Origin of the sequence: Ruminiclostridium cellobioparum subsp. termitidis CT1112 (assembly GCF_000350485.1) — a bacterium.
GTDB lineage: Bacteria > Bacillota > Clostridia > Acetivibrionales > DSM-1351 > Ruminiclostridium > Ruminiclostridium termitidis.
Window position 1 is genome coordinate 68304 of sequence record NZ_AORV01000020.1, and the last position, 26380, is coordinate 94683.

General features: G+C 42.7%; 21 protein-coding genes and 1 pseudogene. 5 read left to right on the forward strand and 17 right to left on the reverse strand.

Annotated features, from left to right (window positions below):
* Positions 1-33: 33 nt before the first annotated feature.
* The 7 genes from CTER_RS04410 to CTER_RS04435 form a co-directional block, all read right to left on the reverse strand.
* Entirely contained in the window at positions 34-567 is a 534-nt protein-coding gene (locus CTER_RS04410; protein ID WP_004623869.1) for an HAD family hydrolase, read from the reverse strand.
* A 95-nt stretch (positions 568-662) separates the two neighbouring features.
* The gene (locus CTER_RS04415; protein WP_004623881.1) at positions 663-2567 is read right to left on the reverse strand and encodes a glycosyl hydrolase family 95 catalytic domain-containing protein; all 1905 of its coding nucleotides are present in this window, start codon (positions 2565-2567) and stop codon (positions 663-665) included.
* On the reverse strand, positions 2452-3027 hold the full coding sequence (locus CTER_RS27410; RefSeq protein WP_083908918.1) for a glycoside hydrolase family 95 protein: 576 nt from the start codon (positions 3025-3027) through the stop codon (positions 2452-2454). The genes CTER_RS04415 and CTER_RS27410 overlap by 116 nt, the downstream gene beginning before the upstream one ends.
* 89 nt (positions 3028-3116) lie before the next feature.
* Entirely contained in the window at positions 3117-4775 is a 1659-nt protein-coding gene (locus tag CTER_RS04420; RefSeq protein WP_004623899.1) for an endo-alpha-N-acetylgalactosaminidase family protein, read from the reverse strand.
* A 78-nt stretch (positions 4776-4853) separates the two neighbouring features.
* Positions 4854-6536, reverse strand: coding sequence for a type 2 periplasmic-binding domain-containing protein (locus CTER_RS04425; RefSeq protein WP_004623878.1), 1683 nt, complete (start codon positions 6534-6536; stop codon positions 4854-4856).
* 118 nt (positions 6537-6654) lie between these two features.
* The gene (locus CTER_RS04430) at positions 6655-7569 is read right to left on the reverse strand and encodes a carbohydrate ABC transporter permease (RefSeq protein WP_004623873.1); all 915 of its coding nucleotides are present in this window, start codon (positions 7567-7569) and stop codon (positions 6655-6657) included.
* A gap of 21 nt (positions 7570-7590) precedes the next feature.
* Positions 7591-8502: an ABC transporter permease gene (locus CTER_RS04435; RefSeq protein ID WP_004623866.1), complete on the reverse strand. Its 912-nt coding sequence runs from the start codon at positions 8500-8502 to the stop codon at positions 7591-7593.
* Between the two features lie 179 nt (positions 8503-8681).
* Between CTER_RS04435 and CTER_RS04440 the strand changes: the two genes are divergently transcribed.
* The 4 genes from CTER_RS04440 to CTER_RS04455 all read left to right on the forward strand — a co-directional run bounded on the left by CTER_RS04440 (position 8682) and on the right by CTER_RS04455 (position 14000).
* A complete protein-coding gene (locus CTER_RS04440) occupies positions 8682-10484 on the forward strand; it encodes a cache domain-containing sensor histidine kinase (protein ID WP_004623917.1) in 1803 nt (600 codons plus the stop codon).
* A 45-nt stretch (positions 10485-10529) separates the two neighbouring features.
* Positions 10530-12122 (forward strand): response regulator transcription factor, encoded by a 1593-nt coding sequence (locus tag CTER_RS04445; RefSeq protein WP_004623935.1) that lies wholly within the window; start codon positions 10530-10532, stop codon positions 12120-12122.
* A gap of 132 nt (positions 12123-12254) precedes the next feature.
* Complete coding sequence (locus tag CTER_RS04450; protein ID WP_004623926.1) at positions 12255-13121, forward strand: transglutaminase-like domain-containing protein; 867 nt, start codon at positions 12255-12257, stop codon at positions 13119-13121.
* A gap of 12 nt (positions 13122-13133) precedes the next feature.
* Positions 13134-14000 (forward strand): helix-turn-helix domain-containing protein, encoded by an 867-nt coding sequence (locus tag CTER_RS04455; RefSeq protein WP_004623928.1) that lies wholly within the window; start codon positions 13134-13136, stop codon positions 13998-14000.
* Between the two features lie 285 nt (positions 14001-14285).
* Here CTER_RS04455 and CTER_RS04460 read toward each other — a convergent pair whose 3' ends face one another.
* Positions 14286-14762 carry a pyridoxamine 5'-phosphate oxidase family protein gene (locus CTER_RS04460; protein WP_004623904.1) on the reverse strand — a complete coding sequence of 159 codons (477 nt, stop codon included), beginning with the start codon at positions 14760-14762 and terminating at the stop codon, positions 14286-14288.
* 73 nt (positions 14763-14835) lie between these two features.
* Positions 14836-15090 (reverse strand): annotated as a pseudogene (locus CTER_RS28705) (DUF6273 domain-containing protein); the annotation flags it as partial.
* 675 nt (positions 15091-15765) lie between these two features.
* Between CTER_RS28705 and CTER_RS04465 the strand changes: the two are divergent.
* Positions 15766-16446, forward strand: a complete 681-nt coding sequence (locus tag CTER_RS04465; protein ID WP_004623876.1) for a DUF421 domain-containing protein — start codon at positions 15766-15768, stop codon at positions 16444-16446.
* Positions 16447-16542: 96 nt separating this feature from the next.
* Here CTER_RS04465 and sufU read toward each other — a convergent pair whose 3' ends face one another.
* The 8 genes from sufU to CTER_RS26775 all read right to left on the reverse strand — a co-directional run.
* Entirely contained in the window at positions 16543-16971 is a 429-nt protein-coding gene (gene sufU, locus CTER_RS04470; protein ID WP_004623895.1) for a Fe-S cluster assembly sulfur transfer protein SufU, read from the reverse strand.
* A complete protein-coding gene (locus tag CTER_RS04475) occupies positions 16958-18190 on the reverse strand; it encodes a cysteine desulfurase (RefSeq protein ID WP_004623946.1) in 1233 nt (410 codons plus the stop codon). Before CTER_RS04475 ends, sufU begins: the two co-directional genes overlap by 14 nt.
* The gene (sufD, locus tag CTER_RS04480) at positions 18180-19268 is read right to left on the reverse strand and encodes a Fe-S cluster assembly protein SufD (RefSeq protein WP_004623887.1); all 1089 of its coding nucleotides are present in this window, start codon (positions 19266-19268) and stop codon (positions 18180-18182) included. The genes CTER_RS04475 and sufD overlap by 11 nt, the downstream gene beginning before the upstream one ends.
* Before the next feature lie 9 nt (positions 19269-19277).
* The gene (gene sufB, locus CTER_RS04485; RefSeq protein WP_004623889.1) at positions 19278-20684 is read right to left on the reverse strand and encodes a Fe-S cluster assembly protein SufB; all 1407 of its coding nucleotides are present in this window, start codon (positions 20682-20684) and stop codon (positions 19278-19280) included.
* Complete coding sequence (gene sufC, locus CTER_RS04490; RefSeq protein ID WP_004623908.1) at positions 20684-21436, reverse strand: Fe-S cluster assembly ATPase SufC; 753 nt, start codon at positions 21434-21436, stop codon at positions 20684-20686. Before sufC ends, sufB begins: the two co-directional genes overlap by 1 nt.
* Positions 21437-21438: 2 nt before the next feature.
* Entirely contained in the window at positions 21439-21933 is a 495-nt protein-coding gene (locus CTER_RS04495; protein ID WP_165585947.1) for a MarR family winged helix-turn-helix transcriptional regulator, read from the reverse strand.
* Positions 21934-22264: 331 nt separating this feature from the next.
* The gene (locus tag CTER_RS04500) at positions 22265-22966 is read right to left on the reverse strand and encodes a sugar phosphate isomerase/epimerase family protein (RefSeq protein WP_004623900.1); all 702 of its coding nucleotides are present in this window, start codon (positions 22964-22966) and stop codon (positions 22265-22267) included.
* A gap of 173 nt (positions 22967-23139) precedes the next feature.
* Positions 23140-26380: cadherin-like beta sandwich domain-containing protein (locus tag CTER_RS26775; protein WP_004623934.1), on the reverse strand; the 3241-nt coding region annotated here is incomplete at its 5' end.

Here is a 26380-nt window from a genome sequence, read left to right on the forward strand (position 1 = left end):
TAAGAAATTTTATTCCTGTTAATTATATTCAGCTCAGTCCTCATACTCTGAATTGAGTTTGTCTACTAAATCCACCAGTTCAACAGGATTGTAAATAGTGTAGTCAGGCACTTCGCTTTCATCGGCCGGAGTCCTGGGATATCTCGGAGTCCATGCCATAAAAACACTGGTGATTCCAAGCTCATTAGCACCTTTTACATCTCTGCCGAGGTTGTTCCCAACCATCACAACACGTTTAAAATCCTTTTCGGTCAGATCCAAGGCCTCTGCAGCAGCTTTGAACATCCTGCCGTCAGGTTTGCAGACACCTGTATTTTCAGAATTTATCAGAGCTGCAAAACAATTACAAATACCGTTCTGAGTAAGTACATTTTTAAAGGATTGTTCCAACCCATCAGCGACTAAAGCTATGGTATATCCCTTTTCATACAGTGTTCTGACCATTGCGTCGGCGCCCGGGATAACATCCGCACTGATTACAACATCATTTGCATCACGTATTTCGGTACTTTCATTAATTAGTGTGTCACCTGAATCGAGAAAAACAACAATTTTTTTATTTTCCATCATAACCCTTCGCTTATATCATTTTCTATTTATCGGGTAAATTACGGCATTGCCCAACACTCCCTGTGCCAGTTACAAGCAGTTTTTCCTTTGGACTACCTTATGTCTGTTATAACGTAAGCTTTGCCCTTTTTAGTATCAAAGCTGGTTGTATAGTATTCGAACCGGCTTTGAAGTATCTTTTCACTTTCATCACAAACCTGTACATTACTGTTTGTCTTTATTCTGCAAGTATTACCTGCTAATGACTTTATCCTGCAGGAAACAGCTTTGCCATTTTCCCATTTGATATCTATCTCAAAACCGCCTCTGGCTCTAAGGCCTTTTACATACCCGTTTTCCCATGCCTTTGGAAGTGCCGGCAGCAAAATTATCTCACCTTTGTGGCTTTGAAGCAGCATTTCTGCTATTGCCGCGGCTGCTCCGAAATTTCCGTCTATCTGGAATGATTTCGGCGGGTGAACATCAAACAGATTTTTGTGGGTTGCTTCTCTTAACTGTTTATTCAGGAAGGAGTATGCCCTTTCACCATCGTTCAGTCTTGCAAGGCAGCTTATTATCCAGGCACAGCTCCATCCTGTCCCACCGCCTCCGTTTTCAATACGCCGATCAATAGATTTTGCGCACGCTTCAATATATTTTCCGTCATCCTGTATAAATGCTCTGTTTCCCGGGTACAGCCCATACATATGTGAAATATGTCTGTGGCCAGTCTCATTTTCTTCAAAATCCTCAGACCATTCCTGGAGCTGACCAAACTTTCCGATTTTATAAGGAAGAAGCTTGTTTTTGGATTTTTTCAGCTCATTGCAGAATTCCTCATCAATGCCGAGGATACTGCTCGCCTCAATACAATTTGAGAACAGTTCCCATATAATGCACATATCCATCGTACAACCGGCACTGACACCCGCACGCTTTCCGTCATAACTGAATTTATTTTCCGGTGATGTTGACAGAGGTGTTACAAGGTATCCTTCGTCATTCTCTTCAAGCCATCCCATATAGAACTGTGCGGCACCTTTCATAATAGGATAGGCCTTTTTCTCAAGAAATCTTCTGTCCTGACTAAACATATAATGTTCCCATAAATGTCCGCAAAGCCACCCGCCTGCCATAGGCCAGAATGCATACTGAGCATCGCCCGATACAGGCGGAGTATTTCTCCACAGGTCTACATTGTGATTTGCCACCCAGCCATTAAGGCCAAAATGAACTTTGGCAGTCAAATTTCCTGCAGTCTGCAGTTCATCCAGCATATCAAACAAAGGCTCATGGCACTCGGACAGATTACAGACTTCAGCCAGCCAGTAATTCATCTGCGTATTGATGTTGGTTGTATAGTTGCTGCTCCATGCAGGCCTCATTTCATAGTTCCATATTCCCTGCAGATTTGCAGGCTGGGTTCGGCGTCTGGAACTGGCTATTAGAAGATATCTGTTAAATTGGAAATATAAATTGATGAGTTCAATATCCTCTCCTCCCTGTGCAATAGCCTGCAGCCTCTTGTCGGTGGGCAGTCCGGAGTTTTCCGTCTTTGAGCTGCCTATATTTAATTCAACTCTTTTATAGAGCTTCTGATAATCTTTTACATGTGCTTCGTATAATTGCCGGTAGCTCTTTGCGGCAGCCTTTTCAAGGATTTTTCCACATCTCTGTGCCAATTTTTTAGTATGGGTTTCAGGGAATTTATCAAATCCCTTGAAGCCTGTGGCTACAGTTAAAATCAATGTAGCACTTGTAGCTCCTTCAACTGTTAATTTACCGTCATTTGTATATGCACATCCGTCCTCAAGCACAACCCGGGTCTGAACTTCAAATGCCATTCCGCAGCCTTTTTCCGCATATATTACCGGTTGCCTGCTATTTTCAACATAATTAGGCTCAACATGATCGGGGCATTGTCCCGACAGTGCAATGCAATTTTCTCCAACACCTTTTACAGAATGTTTGAGCAGGCTGCCCAGGCCGGCAGAAAAATTCAGATTTTTTTTCTTTATCCGCTGTCAGTCTGATAACCATTACATTATCTACAGCACTTATAAAAATTTCACGGCTATAGTGTATATCACCTTTTGTGTAGGCTACTCTGCCGGCTGCACTCTCGAGATCCAATTCCCTGCTATATTCCGAAACCGGACCCTTGGAAGCAAATTCCAGATATAAATCGCCTAAAGGCTGATAGGATTCATTCCAATAACCCAGCAACTTTTTTTCGATTAAGTCATGTGCCTCAGCATATTTTCTTTCTTTTACAAGCTTCTTGGCGTAATCAAGGTAATCTATCGCTGCATAGTTATTTTTATCTCTGGGATAACCGGACCACAAAGTATCTTCGTTTAATGAAATGCGCTCTTTCTGTACTCTTCCAAAAAACATGCCTCCAATACGTCCGTTGCCCAGAGGAAGAGCCTCCAGCCAATCTTCAGCCGGTGTTGAGTAAAATAACTTATTCTGCATAAAAATCCTCCCCAATTAGTTAAATGAATAACGCTTTCAAAAATACTTATTTGACAGGGATTTGCTTTTCCTCATTTATTTCATTGAAATTATTGCACAGGTATTATAACTACCGCTCGGCCGGCCTGCAGTGGCAATTCAACCCTGCCGTCTTTAACCCTGATGCCTTTTGTCAGCGGTTCGACACCCGTTTGAGTTATCCCGAACACATCCACACTTTCCACGTCGGACCACTCCTCCGGCAGTGCATTGGTGATATGCACAGTTCTTCTGCTGTATGCCATGATTTCGCGTTGTTCCTTCCAGAGAACAGGCACAAAAAGTATGTCACCGTTTCTGAGTACCATATCACCTTTTTTTATCAGAACCCTTCCGTCCTTACAGCCTGCAACCACACCTTCCGAGTAGTATACAACGTCATTTTCAAGTCTCAGGCGTTCCAGCCTGTTAAGATAATACCACATAAGTGTATTTGAACAGAATTCATCGGTAAAACCCTCCAAAATATCCGGTTTTCCGAAATTTCTGAGGAAGATATCTTCACCATGCATGCTGTCTCCAAATCTGGGATCTCCATCATGGCGGTCAACTCTTCCTCCGCAGTATAGTGATGCAGGAATTTCCATAGGATCAAATTTCAGTCCCCACCAGGTCATCGGCTGAAGCCCGATCTTCGGATCTGTTCTCCCATGATCTGCGCCTTCGGAAGTAACATCAAAGCCTTTTGACCGCCAATAATGAAACAGCTTTCTTTGGACTTCTTCATCCTGCTCAATTGTTACATTATGGTACGGACTTAACGGACCTCCGTCGTGATGAGATTTTACCACCCAGTTGTCAATATGTATTGTATGTGACTTTAATAGTTCAGGAAACATGTCGCAGAATTGATCAATTCTTTTTTTAGCAAAGCCCTTTTCCCATTCCAGCGTGGGACTCACACAATACATAGGCCTGTCCTTCCAGAAATCGAAGGTAAGCAGGGAGCCATCCTTATTACGTGCTAACAGGTCATTGTCCAGATAGGTCTGAAAATACGGACTGTCTTCATAAGCATCATTCATATTAATGTGAAGGCTCACAGAAGTATTATATTTTTCAGCCTCGTTTATCAGCCATTTAAGGCTCTGCAATGCAGTTTCATCCTCTTCACGCCTGAGGAGATGATTTACCTCAAACCATGACGGATACATATGGTCATGCCCTCCCTCCTGCCAGCCCACCAGATATATTATTTTAGGTATTCCTCTGGTCAGGCAGTCTATTTTTTTTATGGTATCGAGAGCAGACTGGAAGGTTTGAACAACCGTGAGGTCTTTGCTGTTTTCAATCCAGCCCTCCATTCCCATAAACATTTTCATTGTCAGTGTCTGGTGGTACTCCCTGTAGAACGGCCTTACCACAAACATAAGTTCATCCGACAGGTACGTTTTTCCCCCATAGGTAACCCTTGCTTCAATTGAGGCAGTTCCGCCGTTAAGAGGCGTAACAATCCCGGCAGCATCAACTTTCAGCACTTCAGCCTTTCCGCTGCTGTGCTTCGTTCTGCAGAGAAATTCTACTTTCAGGTCGGCTGCAGCCGCAAGACTTCCGTCCTCCAGCTCAGCCTCCACCTTAAGAACTGCCTTTTCATCTGCAGATAAGACCGGATTCAATATTTTTTTGTCCGAATATATTCTTACATTAATAATATTTTGATTCATAATGTTTTTATTCACAATATCTTTATTAATTACGCTTTTATACATAGTTTATCTCCAATTTAAAAGTCCGAAGGTTGTCTAAAATGCCGGAGACTGCCTTTTCAGGCAGCCTCCGTGTGTGTTTTATTTACCCAGTCTTGCCATATTGGCTTTATATTGCCTGGTCCACTCCGCTTCCAGCTGCGGCAGCTTGTACTGGTCGCATTTCTGCAGCATTTCATTATACGCAGCCGTCATTTCTGCCTCGCTCTTTGCAAAAACCATCTTAACCTCATAGTCGCTTATGAGCTTTGATACCTTTTCCTTTATAACCACTTCGTCACTTGTTCCGTCTAAATTGAAGAGGTATTCAGGCTTGTAATTTACATACGGGCTCATTTCTTCATCATACTTCTGCTTCTTTTCATCAACCTTGGACCAATCGGGTATGAACCAGTCATAAATTGCCCAGTTGTCCATTATGTGATGCTTAAACACACCTGACCTGTTTTCAATTCCGCTGTTGTCTTTGTTGAATGCATCACTGAATTCCTTGAACCACACAGGTTTTCCCTCAGGGAACAACTGATGCTTAACATCCTTTTGTATGGAATATTGCGGCCCTTCCTCAATTGAACCGAAAGCATCGCCTTCCAACCCATATCCCATATCAAGGTTTCCTTCTTTTGATGCACAGTATTCAAGGAAACGGATAGTTCTTTCAGCATTTTTGGAGCTTTTTGGTATTACCGCTCCCATCCATGGCTGAGGAACTATTGTATATGAATAAGTTTTAAAAGGAGGTAAAGATAATATGGTAGTACCTGTATTGCCAAGTGCTTTTCCATCATCTGCAAAGTTGCCCATGATACCGATTGTTTCACCTCCGGTCCATTTTGAATATAAAACGTCCCACGGCGGGTTCATGAAGCCGTCCTTTGCCAAAAGTCCCTTACTGTACAATTGATTACAATATTTAACCATTTCCAGATAAATGGGATTTTTTATGTTGGACAATATGTTTCCATCTTTAACATAATATTCACTGTCAATTCCAAAGTAAGTCTTAAACCAACCCAGATTCTGAACTATCAATCCCAGTTTATCCGGGTGCTTTGCCTTCATCTGTTCAAGAGCGGACATAAATCCTTCTGGAGTTGTAGTATCAGGTTTTCCAGCCTCATCGAAATAGTCGGTCCTTACATTAAATCTCGAAAGCCAGATAGGAAGCAATTGATTCATCTGGTTTTTTATATCCGATACCAATTGAGTATTATATCCATAGTAAAGAACATAGTTCTTTCCGTCGGTGTATTTAAAATTATTGAGAATTTCGGGACCGACTTCGTTGTTGAGAATATCACGAAGCTTTGGTGCGTACTGATCCATTAAATCATCAACACTGTATAAAAAGTTCTGCTTAAGTAATGAACTGATTGACGGATTTGAGATGTCTCCATTGAGGAACATCACATCCGGAAAGGAATTGCTTGCTATCATGAGATTTATTGATTCAGTTGTTTCGTCCTTTACCGGAACCTTTGTATCAAGTGTAACTCCAGTCTTTTTTGTGATATTCCGAGCCACCGGATCGCTCCAGTCACCAAACCAGCTGCGGTCACTATATGCCTTCAGTGTTACAGGAGATGTATCCAACTGCCAGTCCATTTTGTCCGGATCGGCCGCCGCAGTACTTTGACCTGCAGAAATTTGTCCGCTTGCACTGGTTTCTGCTGCAGTCTGCTTATCACCGCATCCAGCTGCCATTACTGATAACATACCTGCGCAGGTAATTATAGCCAGAATTCTGGTTAACTTTGTTTTCATGATAAAATCCTCCTTATATATTTTACAATTATATTGTATTAAATGCTTCAGACAGTATCCGTTTACACATCCTCCCCCTGTATATAATAAAGCATTGCATTCCATCCGAATATAGTTATTATGCTTTAATTGACCCCACCAGCATGCCCTTTACAAAATATTTCTGTAAAAACGGGTATACCAGAATAATAGGCAGCACAGTTACAACGAGGGTGGCATATCTTATGGACTCAAGAGTTACACTGCTTGAAGAATTCAGCGTCCCCATGTTCATACCGCTGACCGAGCCCTTCATTTCGTTGATTTTGTTAAGTCCTTCAACCCCGGATAAAACGCGCATGAGTATTGTGGGCATGGTCCACAGCTTCTGATCGCTTATATAATAAGCTGAGGTAAACCAGTCATTCCAGTGATTCACACCCAGAAACAGGGCGATTGTTGCCAATACCGGTTTTGACAGCGGAAAAATGATTCTTACGAAGATATAAAAGTCTCCTGCTCCGTCTATTTTTGCAGATTCTTCGATCTCATCGGGCAATTCCCTGTAGAAAGCTATAATGAGCAGTGCATAATAATAGCTGAACAGTCCCGGAATAATGTAAACCAGGAAGTTATTCAAAAGATGCAGATTTCTCAGGAGCAGATATCCGGGTATGAGCCCTCCGCTGAAATACATGGTGATAAGCGCCATGTAGGAATAGCCTTTTCTGAAAAGCAGATTTTTTTTCGAAAGACCGTAGGACACCATGGAAGTAAAGAAAAGCCCGGATAATGTTCCTATAACAGTCCTCAGTATTGTGACAGCAAAGGAGCGTATCAGTGCATTGTCAGATAATACTATATAATAATTCATGAGAGTGAATTTTCTCGGGAGAAAAAACAGGTTGCCTGTTGCCGCATCCTGTCCTTCATTGAAAGACCTGAGTAAGCACAGATAGAAAGGATAAAGTGTGATTATAAGTACAAAAAGTCCTAAAACAATTGCTATTGTGTTCACCACAAGGTCTTCCTTCGTCATTTTCAATTTATTCATACAATTTCTTCTCCTTTAAAGCTAGATAATTTTATTACCGTTTATTTTACCTGTAAGCCAATTGGTTCCAAAGACCAGGATAAGTGAGAGCACAGACTGAAATAAGCTCACTGCCGTAGCAAAGGAATATCTGCCCAGATTCAGGCCCATATCAAGGGTATAATATTCAACCACGTATGATACGCTGCTGTTAAAAGGACTTCCCAGCAGAACCGAAGTATCCAGGCTGCCTCTGACCAAACCGCCGATTCCGAGTATGAACATGATCGAAATAACACCTGACATGTTTGGCAAGGTAATGTTGAAAATACGTCTCATCCTTCCTGCACCATCCACATAAGCGGCCTCATACATTTCCTGGTTTATACCTGCTATAGCCGCAAGGTAAATGATTGCATTGTAGCCGGCTGACTTCCACACATTGACCAGGGTAGAAAGCATCCTGTAATATTTAGGCTCGGTCCAGAATTCAATAGGCTCATGAATAATTCCGGTCATCATAAGAAAGTCATTTACAAAGCCCTTCGGATCAAGAAAGGTTATCCACATGGAGGCTACAATTACAAAGGATATGAAGTAAGGCAAATATGCACTGGTCTGGATTATCTTTTTTAAATTGCGCCCCGGAATTTCATTAAGAATCAAAGCAAGAATTATAGGGATGGGAAACCCGATAACTATATTGTATAAACTTAAAATAAGTGTATTTCCGGCAGACTGCATAAACATGGGATCAGAGAACATATCCCTGAAATACTTCAATCCTGCCCAACTGCTGCCGAAAAAACCGCTTCCGATATTGTAGTCCTTAAAGGCGATAAGAATTCCTGCCATTGGAATATAAGAGAAGATTGCCAAAAATAATATACCAGGCAGAGTCATTAATTGAAGCTGAATTTGATTTCTGAATTTTTTTACCAATGAATTATCCAATTTAGTACCTCACAAATATTTTCTGTTCAATTTCAAGTAAATTATAGCAACGCAAAAATATTAAAACAGTAGATTATTTTAAGATTTATTATAAAAATCTCACATTACTGTTGTATGGAAATCCGTTAGCCGTTAAGATATAAGCATGGAACCCAAGACTTAAAAACAGGTGATTTCAAATGAATAAAGCCATAAATTTTTTTCATGATTTAAGTTTCAAAAAAAAGCTTATGCTTTCATATATAGTACTTTTACTTATTCCCACCGTACTTGGAGGTGTGTACTTCTATTCAAGTGCGGTTTTATCCCTGCGCCAGAAAACCGAGTCAATGATAGACCAGAGATTAAATCAGGAAAAATCCAATATTGATAAAAAACTTGAGGAATTTGAAAAGGTAGCTCAAAATATATCTCAAAATTCACTTATAAACGATTTCTTTAATGACTTTTATACTGAGGACAGTGAATTTGTTTTATTTGTTAAAAACAATGTGCAGCCTCTTGTATCCTGGTGGCTTACCACAAATCCGGGCATTTCCGAACTTAGATATTATACCTACAATCAGAATATATCCTCCTTTTACCTTTTTTCACCGGCTCAGAAATACGATAAGGAAGTATGGTTCGGCAAAATGAGACAGGGTACACAAAACCTGACTCCTTACTGGGAAGATTATCACAGGATACATCAAAACTACACTCAAAAATCAACACAGAAGGTATATTCACTGTTCTATCCCATAGTTCTGCCAAATGCCGCCGGCAATGCCTATCTGGAAATTGAAATAACCCCTGCCTACCTCTTCAGACAGCTGAATGAAACACCCATAGGACATTCCGGTTTTACTTTTATTGTAAATTCAAACAAAGAAATTATTCAGTCCAATCACCCTGACTTAAGTGCAGGTATTGTTCAGAATATGGATTCTTCTGTCTTCGAAGGTTCTAACGACAGCGGGCATTCAACTGTAAAAATTGAAAGCACCCGGTATTCTGTGAGCTATTTAAAAATAAATAAACTTAACTGCTATATTGTCGGTGTCATACCTTCTGAGGAAATTACACAGAACCTTTCCAACGCAAGAAATATGTTTATATTCATATTGGTATTAAGCATCGGAGTGCTTACAGCCATTGCTTATTTACTATCAGGCATTCTGGTGAAAAAAGTTAAGAGTCTGGTCAATGCAGTCCATAGAATTCAGAATCAGGATTTCAGCATCCATATTCCTGTAAACGGCAGGGATGAAATCAACGAATTAGCCGAAAATATCAATGTAATGTCTGCAAAAATCAATGATTTGATCAACAAGGTCTACAAATCCGAGATCGCACAGAGGGAAGCTGAACTTGTTGCCCTGCAGATGCAAATCAATCCACATTTTCTGTTTAATACCCTTGAGGTTTTAAAAATGATGGCAGAAATAGAGGAGCAGCACAAGATTTCCGATGCCATAGCATCCTTGGGCAATCTTATGCGGTATAATCTGACAAAATCAGAAGATATGGTTTATCTGAAAGATGAAATAGAAAATACCCGGGATTATGTAAATATACAGAAACTGCTGCTGAATGACCGGCTGAAGGTAACTTACTCAATTGAGGCTGCTCACATGCTTTATAGAGTACCAAACCTGATCATTCAGCCAATTATTGAGAACAGTATATTCCATGGCTATATAAACCGTACCGATGATTTACTTATTAAAATAAATACCGTAACAAAGGATGAGGATATTATTATCATGGTAAGTGACAACGGTTCAGGAATATCTGAAAATCGGATTATGCAGATAAGGAAATGCCTGAATAATCCCGACCAGAAGAGAATTCTCCATGGGCGCGGTCATGGACTGGCACTTACAAACATCAATAACAGAATAAAACTCAAATACGGGGATAAATACGGAATTGATATAGAATCACAGCCGGGATACGGGACTACAGTTTTTCTTTCCTTTCCATATACAGAGCAGATTTGATTTAAGCTTATTTAATACTACTATTCATTCAGTTGGAGGTATACCATGTACAAGGTTCTGGTTGTCGATGATGAAGATATTGTCAGAAAAGGTTTAAAGAAAATAATATCAAATATGAATTTGAAAATATCAAAAATTGACGAGGCCCGTGACGGAAAAGAAGCATTGGATATCTTTCATTCAAACCGTCCCAACATCATAATTACAGATATTAAAATGCCCAATATAGATGGCCTGGAACTGGTTGAAATCATCCGTAAATTTGATAAGAATATAAAATTCATAATTTTAAGCGGTTACGGAGAGTTTTCATATGCCCAGAAAGCTATCCAGTACGGTGTAACCGATTACCTTCTGAAGCCTTTTAAAAATGAGAAATTAAACGATATTCTATCGGGTATCATTTCCCAGCTGGATGAGGAAAGACAGCAGACTGTTAATAAAAATATCTATATTAAAACACTGAGCTTGCTGCAGGAAAAGATAATTAAAGAAGTGCTTAATAACGAATATAAAAAAGTGGATATTTCTAAAGTTTTCAGTTCTTCCAAAATAGCCTTTCTCAAAAAAGGCTTTCTGGTATTTACCTTCCACATCAGTAACGGAGTGGCCGACAGTGATACCAGTAAGAATACAATAATGCAGAAGCTGCATTTTTATCTGGAGGACATGGATCTGTCCATTTATTCTTTTTCATCAAAATACGGTCATATTATGTGTCTTTTAAACCTTGAAAAAGCCACTGCCGGGGAGCTTATGGAAAAAATCCGTAACAATCCCGACCGAATTAATTCTGACGGTTTTGATAAAAAAATATTTATCGGCTCCAGCCAGTGGATGGAAGATGTGGAAGCTTTGCCTGTTTTAGCAGCACAGTCACTGAAAGCGCTTGATTACAGACTCTTTATGTGGGATTCTCCCCTGCTGTGCCATTCCGACTCTTTCCAGACCGCAGCTCAGCTCAGGGTTCCTGCTGTCTATTATGACAAAATCAGTACTAATCTGGCAGATAACGACCTGACCGACTTAAATAAATCTGTGGATGAAATGTTCAGTTTTATTTTAAAAAATCAGAACCTGACACCCGATTTTATTATCAATACCTTGAAAAACCTGGTTTTATATGTATCAAAATTTTTCGGAGACTCTTTTAACAATTTTCATATGTGCAAAGACTCCATTGATGACATTGATTACTTGTACCAAACCTCAGACTCTATTATGGAATTAAGAAATAAAATGAAAGAAATGCTCTGCAGGATAATAAAAACAGACCGGAAGCTGTATAAGGAGACCGGTGATAATAGCACGATAGGCTATGCCATCCGATATATGGAGAAAAATTTTAACAAGGATATAAGTCTTGACATGGTTGCAAATCAGGTGTCAATGAACAGTAATTATTTCAGTTCTCTTTTCCGGAAGAAAACGGGATATTCTTTCGTCAAGTATCTTCAGAAACTAAGAATTGAGAAAGCAAAAAAGCTTCTGTCAAACCCGCTGAAGCGGAACTATGAAATTGCTGCCGAAACAGGCTTTGAAAATGACAAGTATTTCTGCAAGGTTTTCAAAGAGCTGACAGGGTTAACTCCCCTGGAATACCGAGAGCAGCTGCCCCGCAGAACTGACATGCAGTAAATCCTGCACCCGGGACTTTCTTCAACCGGCGGCAGATATTTTATAAACCGCACAAAATGTCACCCATCATTATTGAATAGTACATTATAATTATATTATTGCAGAGAAAGAACGCAAAAGGAGTGATTGTAAATGAAAGATACTCTTAAGCTTTATAAAGAGCATGATATTATGACAGAAATTAAAACCATGAAACACATGGTTACGGATATACCAAAGGATATCGGAACTATTGTCTCTTACGTACAAAATATTCTATTGCATCAGCATTGGAGCAAGGCTTACGGGTTGGAACTCAGCGAGGAAAGAAAGAAGGAACCGTTTCTGCGGAGCTTCGAAGAGAAACTTATTTTTTTGAATGAGCTGGGTTTCACTCATGTGTCCGAGCATAGAACAAATGAAAATAAAATGATATCCATATGCCGTGACTTTTCGGTAGCTGCTGCAGCACTTTGCCGTGAAGCCGGTGTGCCTGCCAGAGCAAGATGCGGCTTTGCAAGCTACTTTGAAAAAGACAAGTATATCGACCACTGGGTACTTGAATATTGGAATGAAGAGAAGAAAAAGTGGTTAATGGTGGATGCGCAACTGGATGCTCTTCAGCAAAAAACACTTGAGCTTCCTTTTGATCCTCTGGATGTAAGTGAGAATTATTTTATAACTGCTCCAAAAGCCTGGTTGTGGTGTCGGGAAGGAATCTTTAATCCTGATTTGTTCGGAATTTTTAAATGGTGGGGATATGATTATTTAAGATGTAATCTAATTCTTGATGCCAATTCATTACTTAAGGTACCTATGCAGCCCTGGGATTGGTGGGAAGGATATAAGAGCCTTCCCATGGAAGAATGGACAGAAAGAGACTATAAGGTTATGGATGACTTATCCATGCTTGCCGTAAATGTCGATAATAATTTTGAAGCCCTGTACAAGTATGTCCAAACCAATGATAAGATTAAAGTACCTGAGAATTTTAGTGAAGTTACAATTAGCCACGGATAAGGTGATGTTTATATGTCCTATATATATTCCCTGGAAAAAGCTATAAATTATATTGAGCGTCATTTATATGAGGAAATTGATTTATCTTATATCGCAAAGGAAGCAGGCTACTCTCTTTATCACTTCCACCGTATTTTTAAAAGTGCAGTAGGAGATTCTCTCAAAGACTATATCAGGAAAAGAAGAATAACGGAGGCGGCAAAGGAGCTGGTATGTACCGACAGGCCTATTGTAGACATAGGTATAAAATATGGCTATGAATCAAGGGAAGCCTTCAGCAGAGCCTTTGAAAAAGTTTATGGAAGAAATCCCTCTGAAGTACGAAACAGGAAGTTGCTCTATTGTATAAGGGAGCCGATGAATTCCGATTACATGATGTTTAATTATAAACTAATGAAAGAGGGTTTATCTCCCCTATATAGGAAGCTTCCTGAGAGATACATAGCAGGCAGAAAGTCAAAAATGAAGGCAGATGGGAGCAACCTTCAGGACATACCGCTGCTGTGGAATAAGTGGCATGGCGAAAAGGAAGGTGAAAAAATTACAGAGCGGAAGTTTGCAGATGAATGTATGGGCGTTTGCATATTTTCTGACGGAGAAGTTTTTGAGTATATGATAGGCCATGAAGTGAATTCCACAAGCCATGTCCCTGAGAATATGGAGCTATATAGACTGGCCCCTTCGTTTTATGCTGTTTTCAAGACCCTTGGCCCAATAACCGAAAGTGTGCAAAAGACCTGGGATTATATATATTCGGTATGGCTTATTGAATCAGAATATGAGCATGCCGGTACTCACGATATTGAATATTACTATTATAATCAGGGAGTACTCACTGCAGACCTGTATGTGCCAATAGTCTCAAAAAAGATGAAATGACTGAGGATGACGCACTATCTATTTTTTCGGCCTATTTTTGCTCAGTTTTCACTTCAAAACCACATTTCGTCATCATCATTATTGTTTCAACGTGTGTTGAACAGTCAATAAAGATGCCTTTTGAAGCTGTGGGGCTTTAGCGGAAGGATTCATTCGTTAATATAGTTTGAATTTATAGTAATACAGATGACGGTGAATGTGAACTCATAATAAAAATAAGCAAAGCACACTACAAAACTTGGGCATAGGATGCCTTACTTATTCGTTGCTATATTTTAAATTTATTTACTTCGCCATTTTATGGATAAAATCAACTTCATACTGCCGTTCACCGTATTTTTTTTCGTTGTCAGTAATAGTACCCTCTGTAAGGGTGATACGCAGAACGATTGAGTTCGGATTGTCTTCGTCACCAACTTCATCGAACCAGTCGAAGATTCTTTTAAATTTCGCTCTGATTTCCGCATTCTTCTCGTCCTTAACCCAACCGAGATTTTCAGCTGTGCCATGGAAAGCGTACCAATCTAACCCACTGACGGAAACCTCGTTGCTCTTCTCAATTTGCAGCGTTTTATTTTTTTTTGCGTCGGTAGAAACATAAAATACACCATCTTCATAATAAGCACAAACCATACGGACAGCAGGGCGGGGATTACCGTAAGCGTTCGGAAATAGTGATATTGTCGCAAGGGCAATAACTTCTTCTTTACCATTTCCGCAACGTTCCTCCATAAGTTTCATCGCGTTTTCGTATTTGCTCATTTTAATTCTCCTTTAAATTATATTTAATTTATGCTGTAACTATAGTCAAACCACTTGAAACGTAGCTTAAGATTTACAATTCAGGCTTTAGCCACAAAGCGGGACGGACGCCTCCTGTACATTTGCCATCGCTGATATTGCCTTTCAATATATTGTTGCCTTGAATACCTATATTACCGTCAGTTCCGAATATGTACACGGCTTTTACATTAACGCGGCCAGACGACCGAAGCCACCACCTCCAACCCCATTCTTTACCCTGAAGTCTTGCTATTCGCTTACTGTTGTTATCATCTTTTCTTTCAAACCAATATCTTTGATTCCTTCCTTTTATTTAATATTATCACTAGTTTTTTCATCCTCAGAAATAATAACCTTATCAAATATTACCGACCTCCATTATATATCAATAATCCAGAAGTTTCAAAGCATTTATCCATTTACCTGCATTCTTTTGATAACTATCATACCACCTCTTCAGCGATTCTGAAACATCCTTTTATCTTGGGATTCATCATTTGTAAAATCGATATATTCACAAAGCATAAGAGTTTTATCGGATATACCTGTAGATGGTGAAATTGTAATTGTTCTGGGGCAGGCAGAGGCTGCGCGAAAGATATTTGGGACACAAAAACAATTCAGAATATCACCCTTTTTAAATTCCATATTTACATTGATTAAATCTTAGTTTCATTTTCAAAATGCATATATTAATCTCTCGTTCTCTGTAAGTTTCTATCTAAGTCTCCAAACTGCATAAATGAGTCTATCCAAAAGTACTGACGCGACAATAAGCAGCAACTCTAATCTTTTTATTTTCTTTTTTCATCAAAAATGTGAGGTTTCTACGATGGACATCAGTATAACTTCCAAAGACTAAAACGCTCAAGCCCGGGTAAATAAGAGGCTTTAGTATAGAAACAGCAGCCGATATTGGACATTCTCAAAAGAATACCGTCGTTCGATTTTGGGCATAATCACCATTAAGAGGTGATTTATCTTGAACGAGCTCTTAAACGCGGCCGCCAGAACATTAATCGGTTTCGCAATTCTATTACTGTTTACACGCCTCACGGGCAAAAAGCAACTCAGTCAGATGACCATATTCACATATATTACCGGAATCACTCTCGGCAGCATGATTGGCGAAATGGTTATTCATGGCGGTGTTGAGTTCGTGGAAGAGATCATAGGTGTGACACTCTGGGGTATTTTCAGTTTTGTAGTAGAATATGTCGGATTAAAAATCCCGTTTATGCGAGTCGTGCTGGATAGTGAACCCACCATTGTAATCAAGCGTGGTGAAATTCAAATCAAAGAGTTACGCAAAATGCGGCTGAACATGGATGACTTAACTATGCTATTGCGTGAAAAGGATGTATTCACTGTCCGGGATGTTTGGTATGCTATCCTGGAGCCCCACGGCGAATTGAGCATTGTTAAAAAAGCCCCTAAACAATCAGTATTATTGGAAAACATAGGTTTGCAGCCACAAAATCCATCCCATTTGCCAGGTGAGTTGATTACCGACGGAAAACTAATAGCAAAAAATCTTTTGGAGTTTGGGAAAACAGAAGCATGGCTTACGCAAGAACTGTCCAAACAGGGCATTACAGCCATAAAACAGGTGTTTTATGCTGAATTATCTGAGGACGGTACATTATTTATTCAAAAAAAGTAATTTTAGAGGGAGGCCAATATTTTAGAGCTACTATAAAATATTGGCCTAAAAAATAGCTATGAGAAGTTTGTTTCATCTAATTGATAATACTTAATACTATAAACCCTCTATGGCTGTTTCAAGGGTGTGCCACGGCATAGCTGCGCATTTGACCCGTGCAGGCAGATTGGAAACGCTTTTTAACGCGGCGGCTTCCTCAAGCGGCTCCAAATCCCGGTCATTTGTTACTTTACGCTGTATCATCGCGGTAAATAATTCTGCGAGCTGCCTCGCTTCCGGTAAGGATTTACCCCTGACCAGATCAATCATCATAGAAGCCGACGCCTGTGAAATCGCGCACCCCACACCGGTAAAAGAAGCGTCCGCAATTTTCCCATCTCTGACCAGAAGCTCCAGTTCTATTTCATCGCCGCAGCTTGGATTTTTTCCCGCAAGGGTAACGCTGGCCTGCTCCAGATGCCTGCGGTTTCTCGCGGATGTGCTATGCTCGGTAATAACTTCCGTATAAATCTCATTTAAGTTCAAGTCCCAGCACCTCCCTGACTTTGCATATGGATTCTATCAGAATATCAATATCATCCCTTGTGTTGTAAAAGCAAAGGCTGACCCGGCAGGTAGCGTTCACTCCCATATGCCGCATAAGCGGGTGAGCACAATGGTGTCCTGACCGTATCGCCACATTGTCCGCGCTGAGTATCGTCGATACGTCGTGCGGATGCGCTCCGTCAATATTAAAGGAAATGATGCCTGCGCGGTTATTTCCGCTTTCCTTGCCATAAACTGTAACATGAGGAATGGAATGAAACCGTGTAAGCGCGTATTGCGTCAGTTCACTTTCAATCTGTCCAATCCGTTCATAGCCGATGCCTTCCAGATAATCAATAGCCGCGTGCAGGCCAACCGCGCCCTCCACATTTTGCGTACCGCCTTCAAATTTTGATGGGCCTTCCGCAAAAGTTGCGTCCTGTTCGCTCACATCGTCCACCATCCCGCCGCCGAAAAGAAGCGGTTGCATTTTACGCAAATGCTCTTTTTTCCCGTACAAGACACCGATACCCGTCGGAGCATACAATTTATGCCCCGAAAACGCCAGGAAGTCCACATCCAGTGCCCGCACATCAACCGGCATATGCGGAATACTCTGCGCCGCGTCCAGCACGACGACCGCACCAACTTCACGGGCCCTTCTGACAATTTCCCCAAGAGGGTTGACGATTCCCAGCACATTGGAAACCTGTGTAACAGCAACGATTTTAGTGCGGGCGTTTATTTTCGCGGAGATTTCTTCCAGCGGCAGCTTTCCATTTTCATCGGTGTAAAGATACCGGAGCCGCGCGTTCCTTGTTTTTGCTACGGCCTGCCACGGAATCAAATTACTGTGATGTTCCTCAATGGAGATCAAAATTTCGTCGCCCTCCCGGATGTTATCCAGCCCGTAGGAGCTTGCAACAAGATTGAGTGATTCGGTGGTTCCTTTGGTAAATACGATTTCCTCCGGGCTGTCCGCGCCGATAAACTCCGCGGCCTTTTCCCGCGCAGCCTCATAAACTTCCGTTGCCTTTTCACTCAGGGGATACGCGCCGCGATGAGGATTTGCGTTATATTGCTCATAATATTCTTTAACAGCTTCAATTACCTGTGCGGGTTTTTGCGTGGTAGCCGCGTTGTCAAGGTATACAAGCGGCTTACCGCCCGCTGTGCTGTTTTTCAGTAGAGGGAAATCATCCTTATAGTTAGTCCGCATTGTTTAACGCCTCCTGTATTGACGCGGTTATTTCTTCCCGCAGGTTTTCCGGCTCAATTTTTTCCAAAACAGAGCTGAATGATGCCAGCGCGATCAGCTTGCGCGCTTCTTTCTCATCGATGCCGCGGCTCATCAAATAAAACAGCTTCTCCTCGTCAATCTTTCCGGTGGTAGTGGCGTGCTGGCCGTCCACGTTGTCCTCACCGCATAAGAGCAGCGGCGCTGAAAGATTGACAGCCTCGGGACTGAGTGCCAGCACACTTTCTTCTTCCCGGCCTTTTGCGCCTGCCGCACCTGAGATAAAGTCCAGTGTACTTTTTGCCGTCTTACGGGCGTTGTCCAGCAGCGCGCCGCGGAGTGAGATGTTCCCTTGCGTATTTTCACCCCGATATTCAATGCGATAGTTCATATCCAGTTCCCGCTCATGGTTCACAATATAAACGCCGTCCAAGTCAGCGTCCGCGCTGTTTCCAGCAAGCTGCACGCTACAGCCTGAAACGGATTTTTTTGCTCCAAGCTCGGCTAAAACTACAGAGGCATTTGCGCCGGCCTCCACATTTACCTCTGTCGCGTCAACGCCCATGTGATTCTCAGCCAGCATTTGCAGTTTTATCAACCGTATGCTGGAGTCCGCTTTCACGTCAAGTGTCGTATACCCGCAATGAAAGCAGTCCGAGTCTCCGTCCGACATATATCGTAAAATAATGCTCGCGCTGCTTCCGGCTTCAGCGCTGATGAATAATTCGTCCGACAAAAGAGCGTTGTCCCGGTCAAGATAAAAGTTCAGGATCACCGGCTCCTTCGCCGTAAACCCCTCGGGTATTGTAATATGCAATTTATAATTGCATAGCCTTTGCACATAACCCAAAGTGTCGCCGAGTATGGCAGGCGCACTCCCCCGAAGCTCAGCCGGGGCTTCCTTTCTGATCCGGATCCCCGCATATTCCTTTTGCAGCGGGTTCCCCGTGTAAGCGGACATCTCCTCAAGTGCAATCATCACCGAGGTGTCATTTATCTTCAGCGCATTCCATGTGGGAATCTGCAGCCTATTGATTTTTCCCAAAATATTTTTTTCCATTTTAGCCTCCTAACCAATGCTGCCCTCAAATTCCAGCGTCACCAGCCTGTTCATTTCCACGGCGTATTCCAGCGGAAGCTCTTTGGCTATCGGTTCAACAAAACCCCGTACAATCAGCGCTTTCGCCTCATTTTCGCCAATGCCCCGCGTCATCAGGTAAAAAACCGTTTCCTCGCTGATGCGCCCGATCTTTGCCTCATGGCCGATGTCCACCTCGTCATTTCTTATATCCATGACGGGTATCGTGTCGGAGCGGCTGTCGCTGTCCAGCATAAGGGATTCGCAGCTTACGCTGGATTTACTGTTTTTGGCCTCGGGCAGAACGGTAATGGCACTGCGGTAAATCGCCTTCCCGCCGTTTTTGGAGATAGACTTTGAACTCACCATTGAGGATGTGTTCGGCGCAGCATGGACAACTTTTGTACCGGTATCCAATTCTTGCCCGGCACTTGCGAAACTGATACCTGTAAACTCGCTCCTCGCGCCTTCTCCCTGTAAAATGCTGGTGGGGTACAGCATGGTTATATGGGAGCCGAACGTGCCGGAAACCCACTCAATTGCACCGTTTTTTTCTACTGCCGCGCACTTGGAATTGAGGTTCATCATATTCCTCGACCAGTTTTCGATGGTGGAATATCGGAGCGTGGCGCCCTGGCCTACATAAAGCTCCACACAGCCTGCGTGCAGATTCAGTACGTTGTACCTCGGCGCAGAGCAGCCTTCGATAAACTGCAGCCTTGCGCCTTCCTCCAGAATAATCAGCGTATGCTCGAACTGCCCCGCACCCGGCGCGTTCAGCCGGAAATAGGATTGCAGCGGCATACTGACTTCAACGCCTTTCGGAACATACACAAAGGAACCGCCTGACCAGACCGCTCCGTGCAGCGCCGCGAATTTGTGGGACGTGGCTGGAATCAGCTTCATGAAATGTTTTCTCACGACCTCCTCATACTCATGGAGGGCGGTGTCCATATCGGTGTAAATCACACCCTGCCTGCGCATTTCGTCCTTGATGCTATGATATACAACCTCGGAATCATACTGCGCCCCCACGCCGGAGAGGGATAGCTTCTCCGCTTCTGGGATGCCCAGCCGGTCAAAGGTCTGCTTTATTTCGTCGGGAACCTCGTCCCAATCATTTGTCATCCCGGTATTCGGACGCACATAGGTCACAACCTGATCCATGTCCAGTTCATGGAGGCTCGGCCCCCAGCTTGGCAAAGAAGTCCGCCCGTAAACCTCAAGGGAACGTAAACGATGCTCCAACATCCAGTGCGGCTCGTTCTTTCCCGAGGAAATATCGGTGACAATTTCGGCGGTCAGACCTTTCGATACCTTGTACGCAGCGTTTTCCGGGTTCGGGGTATCGTAGGCGCTGCGATTGATCTCCGCAACCTGTGTTTTTTTTCGCTCCATCACGACACCCCCTCGATTGATTTGGAGGGGGTGAGAGCCGTGAATCCGCTATGGTTCACCTCGTCAATCAACGAAGCGCCGCCATTTTTGACAATCTGACCGTCAACCAAAATGTGAACGGCGTCCACCTTAATATTTTCTAAAATTTTCGTGCTGTGGGTGATAATCAGCAATGCGTTTTTTTCATTTTTATAGCCCCGCACACCTTCTGACACCGTCTTGACTGCATCAACATCCAGTCCGGAATCGGTTTCGTCCAGAATTGCCAGCCTTGGGTGAAGCGCCAGCATTTGCAATATTTCGTTTTTCTTCTTTTCGCCGCCCGAAAACCCAATATTCAGATGCCGTGCGGCATAACTCTCGTCAAAATCCAGACGCTCCATGAGCGTCAGCAACTCTTTGTGAAAGTCCCACGCCCGTTCGCTCTTGCCCGTGACAGCAAACCGTGCCGTCCGTAAAAAGCTTTCAACTGTGATGCCGGCAACTTCTTCGGGATTTTGAAAGGTCATAAAAAGTCCCTTTTTTGCCCGCTCATCCGTTTTGGCGTCGGTGATGTCCTCACCGTCAAATACGATGCTGCCATGTGTCACCACATAATCCGGGTGCCCCATGATGACATTGGCCAGCGTGGATTTCCCCGCGCCGTTTGGCCCCATGATGACATGAGTTTCACCGGCATTTATTGTCAAATCAAGTCCCTTGAGAATATCGCTATCCCCCACGCGGGCTTTTAATCCTGAAATTGTAAGCATGCTCATTCCTTCTTTCTCTCCACGCTGCTCCTGCAGCCAGCATCCGACCGGCAGGCAAATTCACTGACCGGCATACATTCTTTTATCTTTTCCAAAAAGTCAAAAATCACTTTGGCATCGGCATCACTGAGAGAGCAAAAATACTGGCATAATTTTTGATTCGCTTCCTTGTGATACTCCTGATGCCCCCGCCTTATCCGCTCACCTTCCGTGGTTAGCCTGTAATACTTCTCCTTTTTGTTCCCCGGCATGGTATACTGCTCAATCAGCTTCTTTTTGAACAGCTTGCCAGTAACCTGTGTAACTGCGCCCTGTGTGATGTCCAAAATTTCCGACAGTATACGAGCATTCGCCTGGGGATTCTCATGGATTGCCTCAATCAGGTTCATCTCTGCATGATATAACAGATGGGTTTCATTATATTTTCGCGGACGTCTCTGTTCCTCCACGACAATGCCGACAATATCAAGCAAGCCGCCAATTAGTTTACATTCCATATTTTCGTCCCTTCCTCCGAATTGCTTCATCACTAAAACATATCCAAAACCATTATATTCACAGTGTTTCAATATTCATTTTAGTTTTACCTACGAATTTATTATAGCTCCTATAAAATATGCCGTCAATATACTTTAGCTACTAAAGTATATTGACGGCATATTTCCCTCGCCAATTATTCATATTTCAGACAATATTTTTTTAAGGGCCTCAGCCGCAACGGCAAATTGTTTCGGCCCTCCCTCCGGTAACCTGTTTGCCGGCGAATTTGGTTCAAGAGCCGTAAAGCCTTTAAAATCCGCAAGGTGGGGCTCAAGGGAAAGAAAGCCCTCAAAGCCGCTGTTTTTTAAGCTCTGTCAGTATGCTTCTCACCTTTCCGTCTCCATGTCCTGAGGGTACAACGCTGTGGTCCTTGTAGAGCGCATCCTTTATATGTATATAAGCAATGTGTTTCTTCAGCAGCTGATAGGCTTCAGGATAAGCCTCCACATCACATTGTACAAAATTGGCCGGATCGAATACAGCCTTTACATAACTACAATCCAGCGTTTCCAGCAGGTCAAGGCACCGTTTCGGCGTATCCCCGTAAATATCCTTTTCGTTTTCATGCAGCAGTGTCAGTCCCGTCCCCTTTGCCGCATCCACAAATCTGCGCCAGCGCCCCACGACCTCGTCCCTGTACGATTCAGGTTTTTCGCCCCGCGGTATGAAGAAACTGAACATCCGTATATACTTCGTATCCAATATCCCTGCGATTTCGATAGTATGTCTGAAAAGTCCAAGATGGGATTCGAATCCATCCGTTATTTTGATTTTACCGATGGGCGAGCCAATAGCCGATATTCTAAAACCCTTTTCATCCAGCTGTTTTTTGATCTCCCTCACTTCTTCCAGAGTATGCTCCACCAGGTTCTTTTTATTGACTCCGCGCATTTCGATATACTTGATACCGTGCTTGTCCAGAATATTCATCTGGGTCGTGAGCATGGGATCGATTTCATCTGCAAAAGCGCTTAAAATGAATCCGCTCATAAATACCTCCAATATACTAGAATTATTATAACCTCAAGCGAAGCTGTTTTCATTTTAGACATAATGGTGTGGTCTTCGCCAGTGCTGTTTTTGGCAGCCGATCAGCCCGGCATTTATTGAAATGCCGGGCTGACATAAGTGTGCCGTATATTGCTTCACGTAACTTCAGATTTTTATTTGTTATAGAGATTATAAATTACAACTGCGGCCTCTGCTCTGGTTAACTGAGCTTTTGGATTAATCATGTTATCGTTGCCGCCGATTATTCCGTCTTTTATCAGCGCCGCTGCAGCGTCTGCTGCATACCCTGATACTTTTGCCGCATCCTTATACGCCGCAAGGTCCGAATCAGAACCTGCTTCTACCGGCTTTCCGGCTATTTTGAGTGCTTTTTCCACCAGTACCATCATGTCTTGTCTTGATATTGGCTCCAGGGGATCAAACTTATTATCCCCCACACCTTTTGTGATTCCCAGCTTTTTAGCTATACCCACTGCTTCGTAATAGTAGCTGCCTGTCTTTACGTCACCGAAGTTTCCGTCTATTTCTGCACTGAGTCCCAAAGCCTTTACAAGAAACTTAATGAAATCCGCTCTCTTAATACTTTGTTCAGGTTCATAAGTTGTTTCTGCAGTTCCTTCTATGATACCCTTTGCTGCCATTACTTCTATTTTATTCTTTGCCCATGAGTACCTTCCGATATCACTGAAGGTCTTATTGACATATGCTACTGCAAACCTGCCCATGTAAGTTGTTGTAAAGGTTATCTGTCCTGTTGCCGGATTATACCTTCCACTCGGTACTGCAGCCGTGTTTCCGTTTCGGTCTATGCACCATACAGTTATGTGCTCGGGATTTGCAAGTTCTTCATCTGTTGGTTTATAATCCATGGAAACTGTTATGGGCGCCTCAGGACTACTCCACTCGCAATCCCTTCCATCCACCGAAGCATTAACTTCTATAACAGGCCTGCTTCCGATACTCTGTTTCAAATCTCCGTTTAATGCGGCATTGTCTGCAAATCCTATAGTTAACTGTACGTTACTTCCACTTATCTCTCCGGTTTTTAACATGTTACCCGGAGCGACAATTGTTCCCATGGGAGTTTCTATTTTAACTTTGACAGCAGCGGTGTCAGCCGCCAGTATTGACTTTGGGAGCTCAAGTATGTACCTGTCGGCGCCTTCCACTCTGGCAACATTCACAGTAATTGTTTTATTTCCCGCGCTGTCGGCTTCGGCCGCCCCAATAGCCTTTTGCAGGTCGTTAATACCTGCTGCCGCCTTTGCGGATTTGTCCGGTCCCAATACCGGTTTAACTTCCAGCTTGGAAGAAACCGCCGGTACCGGAGTTACCTCCAATGTGTCATTTCCGTTGTTACTGCCATTATTGCTGTTTCCATTATTATTATTGTTACCGCCATTGTTGTTGTTACCACTATTATTGTTATTTCCGCCATTGTCGTTGTTACCGCCATTGTTGCCTTCTGCCGGTAATACAGTCACCGTACATTCCCCGAAGATATCATTATTCGATACACTTGTCGCCTTTATTATTGCTGTACCTGGCCCAACCGCCGTTATTACACCGCTTGCCGAAACTGCTGCAACTAATGAATTACTTGAATTCCACAATACGTTTGTATTAGTTGCATTTCCGGGAGTTACCTCTGCAGCCAGCTGTTGAGCAGCCGATCCAACTCTAAAATCGCTTACGGTTGACGGAGTAACGGTTATTCCGGTAACTGGAATAACCTCAGCTGCTTCTCTTGTAACACTTATAATATATGTGGAAGCCGTATCATCCTGAGCCGTAACTACCACCGGAATATTATTAACTCCCACAGCAAGCGCCACACTGATTGCTGCTCCCGACACCGTCGGTACACCGTTTACACTCAGGCTTCCGTATTCTGAAGCTTCGGGAGTAATTTCCACGCTTGTTACATCATTGGCAACACTTGTTTCATAGAGCATATTATCCGATGTAAATGCCGGTGACAGAGTTCCCGGACTTATTTCCAGATTGCTTAATCTCACATCACCGGTTTGCTCCGCTGCTCTTGTAACGCTTATGGTATATGTGGCAACTGTGCCGTCTTCCGCTGTGACTACTACCGGTATGTTGTTAACTCCCGCGGCAAGCTCCACAGAATTTGCCTCACCCGACTCTGCAGGTACACCGTTTACGGTCAGGCTCTGATATACTGAAGAGGTCACTGTTGGCGTAACATCTATGCTTGAAACACTGTTTGCAACACTTGCCGTATAATCCCTGGTATCTGATGTAAATGTTGGTGACAACGTCCCTTCACTTATTTCCAAACCGCTTAATGTTGCATCGCTGCTTTGCTGTGCTGCTGCTCTCGTGATGTTTATTGTGTATGTAGTTGTAGTATTATCCTGTGCTGTAAGTACCACCGGGATACTGTTTACTCCAACCGCAAGATTCACACTGCTTACAGCTCCTAACTCTGAGTCTGCGCCGTTTACAAGCATGCTCTTGTAATCTGATGAATTTGCCCATGTTGGTGTAATATCTATGCTTGATACATTGTTTGCAACACTTGCTTCATAGTTCATAATATCGGGTGCAAATGCCGGTGACAAAGTCCCTTGACTTATTTCCAAACTACTTAATGTATTAAATAAATATGGCTCAATTTCCATATCCACATACGCACTACCCGTATTAGCATCTGCAGCATAGAATTCTATTTTGCTTATATCTGTGGCAGCGCCTCTAAGCGAACCGTTGGTTACCTGCCTGGTACCGTCTATATACATGTCATATTTACCCGTACTGGTATTTATTACATATTTAAGTGTATACCACTGATTTGCCGCAAACGGTTGTAAAGTTTGCCAGCCTCCGTTGTATGCCTTAATATTGCCGGTATCAAACCAAACACATACTGCCTGAGCATTAGTACTGCTATAGGTATAAGGCAAACACCACAAAGCTCCCGTAGCCGTTCTTTTGATTTTTGTTTCTATTGCCACTATACCACTTAATGGGGTAAACGTCTTGGACATAGATGTCTTATTTCCTATTGAACCTCCGGTTTTACTGATCAACACACTCTTATCAGCAGCACTTGGATCATCCTGCACTGTTATTGTGCCTGCACCTGCAAATGTGGTGGTCCATCCCAAAGGTGCATTGCCGGTGGTCATGAGGTTAAAGTTATCAGTGCTGTGTCTTGTGATGACCATTGTGTATGTAGCAATTGTACCATCTTGTGCTGTAACTGCCACCGGAATACTGTTTTCTCCAACTTTGAGAGCCACAGTGCTTACGGCTCCCGACACTGAGGCCGCACCGTTTACTGTCAGGCTTTGAAACGATGGTAAGGCCAATGTCGGCGTAATATCTATGCTTGATACACTGTTTGTAACACTGGCCGTATAGTTC

Bases quoted from the DNA above. Each gene is read 5' to 3' on its own strand.
- CTER_RS04410 (WP_004623869.1), bottom strand. From the start codon at position 567: ATGGAAAATAAAAAAATTGTTGTTTTTCTCGATTCAGGTGACACACTA.
- CTER_RS27410 (WP_083908918.1), bottom strand. From the start codon at position 3,027: ATGCAGAATAAGTTATTTTACTCAACACCGGCTGAAGATTGGCTGGAG.
- CTER_RS04420 (WP_004623899.1), bottom strand. From the start codon at position 4,775: ATGTATAAAAGCGTAATTAATAAAGATATTGTGAATAAAAACATTATG.
- CTER_RS04425 (WP_004623878.1), bottom strand. From the start codon at position 6,536: ATGAAAACAAAGTTAACCAGAATTCTGGCTATAATTACCTGCGCAGGT.
- CTER_RS04430 (WP_004623873.1), bottom strand. From the start codon at position 7,569: ATGAATAAATTGAAAATGACGAAGGAAGACCTTGTGGTGAACACAATA.
- CTER_RS04440 (WP_004623917.1), top strand. From the start codon at position 8,682: ATGAATAAAGCCATAAATTTTTTTCATGATTTAAGTTTCAAAAAAAAG.
- CTER_RS04445 (WP_004623935.1), top strand. From the start codon at position 10,530: ATGTACAAGGTTCTGGTTGTCGATGATGAAGATATTGTCAGAAAAGGT.
- CTER_RS04450 (WP_004623926.1), top strand. From the start codon at position 12,255: ATGAAAGATACTCTTAAGCTTTATAAAGAGCATGATATTATGACAGAA.
- CTER_RS04455 (WP_004623928.1), top strand. From the start codon at position 13,134: ATGTCCTATATATATTCCCTGGAAAAAGCTATAAATTATATTGAGCGT.
- CTER_RS04460 (WP_004623904.1), bottom strand. From the start codon at position 14,762: ATGAGCAAATACGAAAACGCGATGAAACTTATGGAGGAACGTTGCGGA.
- CTER_RS04475 (WP_004623946.1), bottom strand. From the start codon at position 18,190: ATGCGGACTAACTATAAGGATGATTTCCCTCTACTGAAAAACAGCACA.
- sufD (WP_004623887.1), bottom strand. From the start codon at position 19,268: ATGGAAAAAAATATTTTGGGAAAAATCAATAGGCTGCAGATTCCCACA.
- sufB (WP_004623889.1), bottom strand. From the start codon at position 20,684: ATGGAGCGAAAAAAAACACAGGTTGCGGAGATCAATCGCAGCGCCTAC.
- sufC (WP_004623908.1), bottom strand. From the start codon at position 21,436: ATGCTTACAATTTCAGGATTAAAAGCCCGCGTGGGGGATAGCGATATT.
- CTER_RS04495 (WP_165585947.1), bottom strand. From the start codon at position 21,933: ATGGAATGTAAACTAATTGGCGGCTTGCTTGATATTGTCGGCATTGTC.
- CTER_RS04500 (WP_004623900.1), bottom strand. From the start codon at position 22,966: ATGAGCGGATTCATTTTAAGCGCTTTTGCAGATGAAATCGATCCCATG.